Source organism: Pseudoalteromonas sp. Z1A6 (assembly GCF_011378745.1).
In the GTDB taxonomy this organism is placed as follows: Bacteria; Pseudomonadota; Gammaproteobacteria; order Enterobacterales; family Alteromonadaceae; genus Pseudoalteromonas; species Pseudoalteromonas arctica.
The window spans coordinates 1-8,772 of sequence record NZ_WTKW01000178.1; the positions used below are offsets into that span (position 1 = coordinate 1).

The 8,772-nt window shown below is 38.7% G+C and carries 8 protein-coding genes; 4 read left to right on the top strand and 4 right to left on the bottom strand.

What is annotated here, in order from left to right:
* Positions 1-226: 226 nt before the first annotated feature.
* The 4 genes from GQR46_RS12100 to GQR46_RS12115 all read right to left on the bottom strand — a co-directional run bounded on the left by GQR46_RS12100 (position 227) and on the right by GQR46_RS12115 (position 4,523).
* The gene (locus GQR46_RS12100; RefSeq protein ID WP_165741087.1) at positions 227-700 is read right to left on the bottom strand and encodes a VOC family protein; all 474 of its coding nucleotides are present in this window, start codon (positions 698-700) and stop codon (positions 227-229) included.
* A gap of 100 nt (positions 701-800) precedes the next feature.
* Positions 801-1,271, bottom strand: a complete 471-nt coding sequence (locus GQR46_RS12105; RefSeq protein ID WP_165741088.1) for a GFA family protein — start codon at positions 1,269-1,271, stop codon at positions 801-803.
* Between the two features lie 103 nt (positions 1,272-1,374).
* Positions 1,375-3,447: a catalase gene (locus GQR46_RS12110; protein WP_165741089.1), complete on the bottom strand. Its 2,073-nt coding sequence runs from the start codon at positions 3,445-3,447 to the stop codon at positions 1,375-1,377.
* Between the two features lie 242 nt (positions 3,448-3,689).
* Entirely contained in the window at positions 3,690-4,523 is an 834-nt protein-coding gene (locus GQR46_RS12115; protein WP_010553100.1) for a mechanosensitive ion channel domain-containing protein, read from the bottom strand.
* A 370-nt stretch (positions 4,524-4,893) separates the two neighbouring features.
* Between GQR46_RS12115 and GQR46_RS12120 the strand changes: the two genes are divergently transcribed.
* The 4 genes from GQR46_RS12120 (at position 4,894) to dps (ending at position 8,746) form a co-directional block, all read left to right on the top strand.
* Positions 4,894-5,280 (top strand): hypothetical protein, encoded by a 387-nt coding sequence (locus tag GQR46_RS12120; RefSeq protein WP_165741090.1) that lies wholly within the window; start codon positions 4,894-4,896, stop codon positions 5,278-5,280.
* A 331-nt stretch (positions 5,281-5,611) separates the two neighbouring features.
* A complete protein-coding gene (gss, locus tag GQR46_RS12125) occupies positions 5,612-7,480 on the top strand; it encodes a bifunctional glutathionylspermidine amidase/synthase (protein ID WP_165741091.1) in 1,869 nt (622 codons plus the stop codon).
* A gap of 136 nt (positions 7,481-7,616) precedes the next feature.
* Positions 7,617-7,985 (top strand): DUF2237 domain-containing protein, encoded by a 369-nt coding sequence (locus GQR46_RS12130; protein ID WP_165741092.1) that lies wholly within the window; start codon positions 7,617-7,619, stop codon positions 7,983-7,985.
* Between the two features lie 236 nt (positions 7,986-8,221).
* Positions 8,222-8,746: a DNA starvation/stationary phase protection protein Dps gene (gene dps / locus GQR46_RS12135; RefSeq protein ID WP_010553097.1), complete on the top strand. Its 525-nt coding sequence runs from the start codon at positions 8,222-8,224 to the stop codon at positions 8,744-8,746.
* Positions 8,747-8,772 lie beyond the last annotated feature (26 nt).

Genomic DNA, 8,772 nt, shown 5'->3' on the forward strand with positions numbered 1-8,772 from the left:
CTGGTACCACTTTTTGAACCTCAGCTAATTATTGGCTGAGGTTTTTTTATGCCTAAAATTTAACTAGTAATTAATACTAATTCGCTTTACTAAGTGAGCTACGTTTAGGCAGAAAACGGTTTCGATAACAAGATAAAACCTAGATGAGTTGAAGCAAAAGCTACAAGCCTTTCATTAAAGCCGTCAACGTAATTAGGAAGGTACATAAATCTAATTAGCATGCTAGTTATGCGTCTTGCTCTTGATTTGTTATATTCCCAATACGATTATTTAACTCTTCGTCACTAACATCTTCTTTGTGTGTACCAATGATCCATATATGACCAAATGGGTCTTGTAGTGTGCCGGTCCTATCACCATAAAACTGATCATGTACGGGTCTTATTAGTGTTGCACCAAGCTCAATTGCTTTTTTAAATACGGTATCAACATCTTCAACATAAAGCATAAGGCTTAGCGCTGTACCACCGAGTTCTTTTGGGCTTTTTAAATGCTCTTCAGAACCATTATCTGAAAGCATAATATGCGAATCACCAATTATTATTTCTGCATGGGCTATTCCACCATCAGGTAAAGGCATTTGCATTACGTGTTCAGCACTAAATGCATCACAATAAAAATCTATCGCTTTTTGTGCGTCATTCATAATTAAATATGGTGTAACTGAATGAAACCCTTTTGGTATTGCTGGGACTGCCATAATATTCTCCTTTACTTACGCGGTGATTTTTAATATTTAATAAACTAAATATGCGTTTAATTGCCCCTAAATTTAAGCTTAGCTCATACAAAAAATTGCGTTACTTTTCGAGGTTTAAACGCTTATGCCAAGCAGCAATACTTTCATCAGGGTATTCTTCAAATTGCTTGTCACCTTCATTAATGGGCGCATTTACCCAATTTGCTTTACTACCAAGCATTAAATGAGTGCGCTCTGGCGGTATGGGTAACTCACTATCTATTGCACCAGCAAAGGGGTGAACTTGCTCAGGCCAACGTGCATCGTATAACCACAAGTTAGCACTACAATGCTTACAAAAATGACGCTCTGCAGGGCTGATTTTATCGCCTATTTTTGCATGATAAATAGTTATGTGTTCACGCCCTGTAACCTCAAGCGTGCTGTATTGTGCGTTCAAATTAATAACAAACCCGCCGCTCCCTGCGGTTTTACGACATACAGAGCAATAGCATAAATTATAAGGATAAGGGTGTTTTGAGTTGACCGTAAATACCACTTTGCCACAGTGACAAGCGCCATTAAGCTTCATAATATATCCAATTTTATTGTTGGCTTGAACTAATACCTTAACTAGGTGAGCTTAAAAAAAACCACAACAATTACATGCTGTGGTTTTTTAATTATTGAGCTTACTAACGTTTCCAATATCTTAAATTACGTAATGTATTTATAAATTTATCGGCAGAGTGTGCCTCTAAATCAATCCAACCATCATCTGCTTTGTCATCGAGCCCTGCGGCTTTAAATAAAGGCTTAGCCTCTTGTGTGTAGCCTATGTATTTCATATGTGCATACGCATCACTTACAAAGTCTTTAGCTTCTGCAATAGCAGCTAGTTTTTCGGCTCCCTCTTCAGTGGTGAGTACAAGTACCGCATCGTATAAAACCGATGGACCACCATTAATAACCTGATCAGCTTTAAAGTGCTTACCTTTACTGCATTTAGCACCGCCAACTTGTGGGGCAATAATTTCAGAGTTTGCGCCTTCACTTTTAAGTGCATTGGTAACCGATTCAAAAATTTCTGCATTAAAGCCATCACTTACTAAAATACCTAATTTACGGCCTTTGAAGGTGTTGGGCGCATTTTTCAAAATACTTAACGCATCAGATACAGGTAAGTCTTTACGTGTTGGCATAGCAGCTTCAGCTGGGTCTGGCATTTCTTGCAAGCCAAGTCCTTCGGCAACTTTATTTGCGAGGGTTTCGTCAATATTTAACAAGTGCGATACCAAACGTTCTCGTATTGGTAAATGCTCAACTTTAGACAGCTCAAACACGTACGCAGATTGAATATGCGCCTGCTCTACCTCTGTTTGACTTAAATAAAATTGACGGGCTTGACTGTAATGGTCGCTGAATGTTTCTGAGCGATAACGCAGTTTATCACCGCCGCTTACTTCAGGTTCCTTTGAGCTTTTAAAGCCATGTACTGGGCATTCGCGCGGGTTGTTTTCGTCGCCGCTCCATGAGTTTGGCTCATAATTAACACGCCCTTTTGGATTGTGCATTGCCATGTGGCCATCTTGCTGAAAATGACGCATTGGACATTTAGGCGCATTGACCGGAATATGCGTAAAGTTAGGACCACCTAAACGCTTAGTTTGAGTATCTAAGTATGAAAAGTTACGACCTTGCAGTAGCGGGTCGGGTGTAAAGTCGAGCCCTGGTACAATGTTTTGAGTACAAAATGCTACTTGCTCTGTTTCTGCAAAAAAGTTGTCTACAACACGGTCAAGCACCATACGGCCAACAATTTGCACTGGTACTTGCTCTTCAGGTATAAGCTTGGTGGCATCAAAAACATCAAATTCAAATTCATCAGCAAATTGCTGATCAAACACCTGCACACCTAACTCCCACTCTGGGTAGTCGCCATTACCAATAGATTCCCACATATCTCTGCGATGAAAATCAGGGTCCGCGCCGTCTAGCTTAAGTGCTTCGTTCCATACTACAGATTGCATGCCGCCTTTTGGTTTCCAATGAAATTTAACAAATTTCTCTTCACCTTTGGCATTAATAAATTTAAAGGTATGAACGCCAAAACCTTCCATAAATCGCAATGAACGCGGAATAGCTCTATCAGACATTGCCCACATAACCATGTGCATTGACTCAGGCGATAAGCTCACAAAATCCCAAAAGTTATCATGTGCTGTTTGCGCTTGCGGAAAACCTCGGTCGGGCTCGGCTTTAGCTGAATGAACTAAGTCTGGAAACTTCATCGCATCTTGAATAAAGAAAACCGGTATATTGTTTCCCACTAAATCCCAGTTTCCTTCTTGGGTATAAAATTTTACCGCAAAACCACGTACATCACGTGCTAAATCTGGAGACCCTTTATTACCTGCAACTGTAGAGAAACGAGTAAATACTGGGGTTTTTTCACCTTTTCGCTGAAAAATATCTGCACAGGTTAAATCTTCAAGCGTGTCGTAATTTTCAAAGTACCCATGTGCCCCGTAACCTCGTGCATGCACTACTCGCTCAGGAATGCGTTCGTGATCAAAGTGAAAGATCTTCTCGCGCATTATGTGATCTTCTAATAATCCTGGGCCACGCTTTCCTGCACGTAATGAGTTTTGATCGTCACTTACAGGGCAGCCCTGCGCGGTGGTCATGGTAGGGTGTTCATCCGACGCTTTTTGATGCAATTCACCGCCATGCCCTTTATTACCTGAGTATTTAAATGATTCAGCCATGTTTAGTCCTTCATACAGTTTGATTTAATGGGTCAATAGTTTTTATGAGCTTTAAAGCTAAAAGCGACTATGCAAATGCAAAATAAAGACCAGCCATCCAACCTAGTAAAAAAGGGCTGTACAGATAACAATGTAGTATTTGAAGTGGTTTATAAAAGAAAAGGTTACACAGGTATGTAACTTTTTCACACAAAAAAAGAGCACTTAAAAGTGCCCTTAGGTTTAAATCGTTTTAAATTTAGTTAATCTTTGCTTTCGTTAACTAAAATAACTTTACGATGTGGGAAAGGTATTTCGATGTTGTTTTCATCCAGTGCTTTTTTAATTAACTCTGGCACCGTGTAAAGAATATCGAAGTAATGCTCGCCCTTACAAAAAGGTCTTACTAAAAAGTCTACTGAGCTGTTGTTTAGAGTTTCTACTTCAACAAAAGGAGCTGGATCTTTTAGTATGTGTGGGTGCGCTGCAAGTACGGCATCTATAACTTTACGTACAGCCGTTGTATCTTCACCGTAAGCAACACCAAAATGCATATCCACACCACGAATTGGATGATGTGAATGGTTTATAATTTGCGCGCCCCAAATTTGACTATTTGGAATAATAACCTGTTGGTTATCGAACGTTTGTAAAATAGTAGTAAACATATCTACTTCTGTTACTTTACCAAAACGCCCTGCGGCCTCAATAAAGTCATTCACTTTATAAGGTCTGAAAACAAGTAGCATAACGCCTGCGGCAAGGTTCGACATTGCACCTTGTAACGCCAAGCCTATAGCAAGTCCCGCAGCACCTAGCAAAGCAATAATAGAGGCCGTTTGTACACCAAAGCGATTTAACACAGCAATAATAACGAACGCTAATATGATGTAGCGAGCCATACTGCCTAAAAAGCGAAAAAGCGTATCATCAAGATGAGTGTATTTATGGCATAAGCCAATAATTAAATTGCGTACTTTGCCTGCCAGCCATAAGCCCGCAAGTAAGATTGCAATCGCTAGTAATATGTTGGTTGCCCACGTAATTGCAGCGGGTAAATATTGATTAATATCAATGTTGTTTATTATATCTTCCATTTTTTTTCCTGTTTTAAAAACTTTTAACTGACTTCAATTCATACTAAGTGCAATAGTTTAACAAAAAATTAACTAAAGTACGACTATAGGAGTAATTTAAAACATAAAGAAAGAGCGTTCCCTCAAAACATGTCATCGCTCACGTAAATCTTTCAACACATAATTTTGCTTTAACCCTTGGTCTACAGCTTAAATAATTCAACTTTAACTTGTTCATAAATAAAGCTAATACCCGAGATAAATCTCGGTTAACTCTCTTAATTTTCTAATTACTGCTGGCACTCATCTATAAATTTACCGATAATCTCACCTAAGCGCGCATATATTGGCGAGACAACACAATTGGATGAAATTAAAACAAAGGATTATTATGAAAAAGTACTCAATTTTACTTACAGCGGCAACACTTACTGTACTTGCTGGTTGTTCAACATCTGTTGCAGTAAGAGACTTTGAACAAAACCCTATTCCACAAACATCAACAATTACCAACAGTGAAGCTGACGTAGAAAAAGGCATTCTAAAGGCATGTATTCAGCTTGGTTGGAAGTGTACGCCTATGAGTGAAGGTAAAATAAAAGGTGTACTGGATATTCGCACACACCAATTAACTATCGATATTGCGTATAACAAAACGGCATACTCAATCAACTATAAAGACTCTATTAACTTAAACTACAACGGCAAAAAAATTCACCGCCAATATGTTAATTGGGTATCAAACCTAATACGCCATATAGATGCTGAAATGATTTAGCAGCGCGTTAACCTGCTTTACATATTATAAAAATCACTAAATATGAATAATAAAAGTGGAGAAGTTACCTATAGCTTCTCCATTTTTTAATTGAGATTTAAACAGTAACAATCACATCAAAAATATCAATAAATTTCAACTGGTTACAAGTAAAATAAGCACCAAGCCTAACATTCTTAGTAAAAGTACTCTCCCGTATTTTCACTCTTTAATGAATGAGTGATTTTTTACTTATCCCCCTTCGTAAAAACATATTTTATATCTTGCTATAACGCAGTTTCGCTCATATAGTCAGCAAATTATCACACCTTTATTTTGAACATCTTTGTTTATGAAATCTTCTGCTCCTGCTAGTGATTTTGGTACCTTATTAGGTTATGCACCTGGTAATGTTGCTGTGTACTCATCTGATTATGATACGGCTGACGAAAGCATTTATCCTAATCGTAGCGCCTATCGTAGTTACCTTGATGGCATTTACATGGGCTATAAATGGCAATGCGTTGAGTTTGCACGTCGATGGATGTATCTCAACCATAGCTATATTTTTGATGATATTGCTATGGCTTACGATATTTTTGAGCTGCGTTCAGTGCGCGATGTAAATAGCCAAAACAGATTGCCACTAAACGCGTTTAAAAATGGTGCAAAACATCATCCTCAAGTAGGTAGCTTACTTATATGGGAAGAAGGCGGCGAGTTTGAAGAAACAGGCCATGTTGCTGTCGTTGTTGAAGTGCACGAAGATAAAATACGCCTTGCTGAGCAAAATGTAGGACATCAAATATGGCCAAAAGATCAAAGCTGGTGCCGTGAACTAAAAGCAAAAGTAACTAAAGATGGCGACTATTGGATTGAGTGCTCTTACAGCGACGCCACTATTTTAGGCTGGATGACACAAACTGATGAAACAGAATATGCTGAGCCAACGTCTGAGCTAAACACTGATTTATTTATTATAGAAGCCCATAAAGCAGTAGATACAGGCCAAGCAAACAAGTCATGGTTAAATATTGCGAATGACGATGAAGCTGCCTACGTAGAAATGATGCAAGGCCATAAACTTACATCAGTAGCTGCGGATCAACATAATTACTTTGCGATATCTCAAACGGCGCAGCAAAGCATTGAGCATGCAACAAATGAGCTGCATGGCTTATTTATGCATGCAACCGACTATGTACTGCAGCACCCTGAGTTATTAAAAAAGTTTAATTTACCCGATGTTGTGATTAATAAAATTCGCCAATCGTGGGATAACCGCTTAAACCAATTAATTACCAGTCGGTTTGACTTTGCTTTAACAGCAGCAGGTTTAAAAGTTTACGAATACAATTGCGATTCGGCATCGTGTTATATGGAGAGCGGCAAAGTTCAGGGTAAATGGGCAAAACACTTTGGTGTTAAAACAGGTGTAGATGCAGGCCAAAATTTATTTAAAGATCTCGTAAAAGCATGGCGTAAAAGTGAAGTAAAAGGTCTTGTTCATATTCTGCAAGATGATGAACCAGAAGAGCATTACCACGCATTATTTATGAAAGAAGCTATTGAAGCCGCGGGCTTTGAGTGTAAGTTAGTAATTGGCTTAAGCACACTTCGCTGGAATGAATCAGGCAACATAGTAGATGCAGATGGCGCACAACTGAGTTACGTATGGAAAACCTGGTCGTGGGAAACCGCACTTGATCAAATTCGTGAAGAATGTGAAGCCGACCAATCATTAGGTGATAACTTTGAACCACAATTCAAAATTGGTGAAACGCCACGCTTAGTCGATGTATTACTGCGTAAAAATGTCATGGTATTTGAACCGCTGTGGACATTGATCCCAAGTAACAAGGCTATTTTACCAATACTGTGGAGTTTATTCCCTAATCATAAATATTTACTTAATACCGCGTTTGAGCTTAACGACGAGTTATTACAAACCGGTTATGTAGTTAAACCAATAGTAGGACGTTGTGGTGCTAATATTCAACTTGTTGATGAACAGCAGCAAGTTATAGAAAAAACAATGGGGCACTTTGCCGAGCAAGACCAAATATACCAACAACTATTTGCACTGCCTAAAGTAGATGACTACTTTGTACAAATATGTAGTTTTACAGCCGCCGGAAAATACTCTGGTGGTGGCGTACGTGTTGATAAAAGCATGATCATAAACGGCCATAGCGATTGTATGGCACTGCGTATTAAATAAATAATACTAAGCCCGCAATTTTGCTGCGGGCTTAAGTTTGTGTAGACCCCCTTCCCTCTTTTAAGTTTTATAGCTATCTCAAGCGAGTTACTCCTGATAGAGTAAATTTATTAAACACCACAAACTAAGGTATTTCATGGCGAATCAATTTAATGTACTTGGCACGCGTTTAAAACTATGTTGCGGTAATGGTGGCTACACACGTGAAGGATTTTGTTATGTACCAGAATCAGATCTTGGCAATCACAGTGTGTGTGCAATTATGACTGACGAGTTTTTACAATTTTCAAAATCACAAGGTAACGACTTAATAAGCCCAAACCCTCTTTACGATTTTGAAGGTTTAAAAGCCGGTGATAAATGGTGCTTGTGTGCGCTAAGATGGCTTCATGCTATTGCAGCAAACGTTGCGCCACCAGTGGTACTTGAAGCCACAAATAAAAAATCATTAGAAATAGTGCCGCTCGATGTTTTAAAAGCGCACGAATATATAGCCAAAGTTTAAATACACTTAAGCGTTATTAAATTAAAGTCTGCAGATTTTACAAATGTATGCAGGCTTTTCAAAAATTCAATCATCCCTCCAGCCTCTAAAATCTTAAATAAAAACATAACCCCATGTTTTTAAATCACTTTTGAAAGTAATCAACTTACGGCATAACAGTTGCTTCATTAAGTTTAAGTCATGCTCATAACGCAACATATTATATGAGCAACACATTACTTAATGTAGGAGAAATTATGAGTAACAATAACGAATCAAACAAAACAACTAAATTTACCGCGCCAGGTATGAGTGACGAATCAGCTCAAAAAACAATAGCTACGCTAGATAACCGCATGGTTGCATTGATAGATTTACAGCTTACTTTAAAGCATATTCACTGGAACGTAGTGGGACCTAACTTTATTGGCGTACACGAAATGATAGACCCACAAGTAGACATTGTGCGCGAAATGACAGATACAATTGCAGAGCGAATTGCGACTCTTGGTGGAGTGCCCGTTGGTACGCCTAAATCAATTGTAGATCGTCGTACATGGAACGAATACTCAGTAGGTAAAGGTTTAGTAACCGAGCATTTAGCCGCACTTGATAAAGTATACAACGGCGTTAATGGCGATCACCGCAAAGCAATTGAGACTCTTTCTGAATTAGATCCGGTGTCTGAAGATATGATCACCAGCCAACTAGCTGACCTAGAGCAATTTCAGTGGTTTATTAGAGCCCATTTAGAATCATCTACAGGCGAGTTAAAAAGCTAATATATTTAATCTAAGAAAGCCCAGCA

Bases quoted from the DNA above. Each gene is read 5' to 3' on its own strand.
- GQR46_RS12100 (WP_165741087.1), bottom strand. From the start codon at position 700: ATGGCAGTCCCAGCAATACCAAAAGGGTTTCATTCAGTTACACCATAT.
- GQR46_RS12105 (WP_165741088.1), bottom strand. From the start codon at position 1,271: ATGAAGCTTAATGGCGCTTGTCACTGTGGCAAAGTGGTATTTACGGTC.
- GQR46_RS12110 (WP_165741089.1), bottom strand. From the start codon at position 3,447: ATGGCTGAATCATTTAAATACTCAGGTAATAAAGGGCATGGCGGTGAA.
- GQR46_RS12115 (WP_010553100.1), bottom strand. From the start codon at position 4,523: ATGGAAGATATAATAAACAACATTGATATTAATCAATATTTACCCGCT.
- GQR46_RS12120 (WP_165741090.1), top strand. From the start codon at position 4,894: ATGAAAAAGTACTCAATTTTACTTACAGCGGCAACACTTACTGTACTT.
- gss (WP_165741091.1), top strand. From the start codon at position 5,612: ATGAAATCTTCTGCTCCTGCTAGTGATTTTGGTACCTTATTAGGTTAT.
- GQR46_RS12130 (WP_165741092.1), top strand. From the start codon at position 7,617: ATGGCGAATCAATTTAATGTACTTGGCACGCGTTTAAAACTATGTTGC.
- dps (WP_010553097.1), top strand. From the start codon at position 8,222: ATGAGTAACAATAACGAATCAAACAAAACAACTAAATTTACCGCGCCA.